Source organism: Caballeronia sordidicola (assembly GCF_002220365.1).
GTDB classification, from domain to species: domain Bacteria; phylum Pseudomonadota; class Gammaproteobacteria; order Burkholderiales; family Burkholderiaceae; genus Caballeronia; species Caballeronia sordidicola_C.
In genome coordinates this window covers 1-1,133 of record NZ_MTHB01000289.1, presented here as the reverse complement: position 1 = coordinate 1,133, position 1,133 = coordinate 1, and the positions used below count along the sequence as shown (strand labels likewise).

1 protein-coding gene is annotated in these 1,133 nt (G+C 57.7%); it reads right to left on the bottom strand.

Translation table 11 applies throughout. From position 1 onward, the window contains the following. Positions 1-40: 40 nt before the first annotated feature. A partial coding sequence (locus tag BSU04_RS42355; protein WP_089166155.1) for an IS66 family transposase occupies positions 41-1,133 on the bottom strand: 1,093 nt, incomplete at its 5' end.

The window sequence follows — 1,133 nt, the reverse complement described above, 5'->3', positions numbered from 1 at the left end:
GTAACTTCTCAATAACCCGGGGCGAGCGCCAGCATGCTGTTCAAGCAGAGAGGGCGATGCGTTGTTCGAGGAGATGAGGCAGGAGGGGAATTTGATCGCTGCAAGAAATGCGGTCTGTCAGATACTCCCAGAACGAAATGTTCAGCTTGCGGCACGTCGCCTTTAGACTCGAGAACGTATCGCGGCATTGTCGGCCGAGCTCGCTGCGCGTGCCGCCACTGATCTTTCGTTTTTTGACCTGATCGCGAATGTCGCGCTCACTGCCATTGGTATGCAGCGGGACCTCAGGACGCTCCAACACCAGCAGCAACTCGGACTTGTTCATGTGAATCCGTCTGAGCAAACGATCGAGCGTCGCATAGAGGGTCTTTTGGATGAAGACCGTGTCAAAGCGTCTTGCTAATTCTCGTTTGCGTTTCGCAGTGGGGTGCTGTTTGTAGTCCTTCAGGTCGGCGTAGAGCGACCAGATCTCGCCGCGCACGCGGGCGATGTCCTCTCGGTGTTGATCATTGAGCGGCAGCAGCTTGTGGACCAGTCTTTCCGCATGCACCCAACATAACCCGTGGATCATCACGTTGAACTGTCCTGCATCATCGCTGATGATGGCGAGATCCGGGGCCACACCATGCCGTTTCAGGCTGCCAAGCAACGCGCCCTCGGTGGCAATGTTGCGGTAGCGCGGGGTATTCATTCCCAAGCCATTCAGGTGCTGCTGCCACGCGCACTGATCGGCAAAGCTTGCGCTCTCGTGCTGACGCAGCGCGTCCAGGAACACGTACGAGAGCCCCTGTGCTTTCATGTACGCGAGCGCGTCTTCGTTGATCTGGTAATCGCTATGACCCGCACGCAGCAACCCCAGGAAATTAATTCGGCTCTTCGAGCGCGTGCTTTGGAACCAGGCGAAGTGTTCGTTACCGATGTGGGTGACGTAGCCGTTCTTGCCTTGATGCCGCGCGCCGGTATCATCGACCGTCACATACGCCGAGAGCGCCAGGCCGCTCGATAACAGCCCGTCTTTTTCCGCGTGAAAGCGCTCCTTGCCCACTTGCAGTAGCGCGTTCACCTGTCCCGACGAGATCTCGATGCCCCATTGCCGAAGTTGCTCGCACAGCAGCGGCTGCGTGACGTGACAA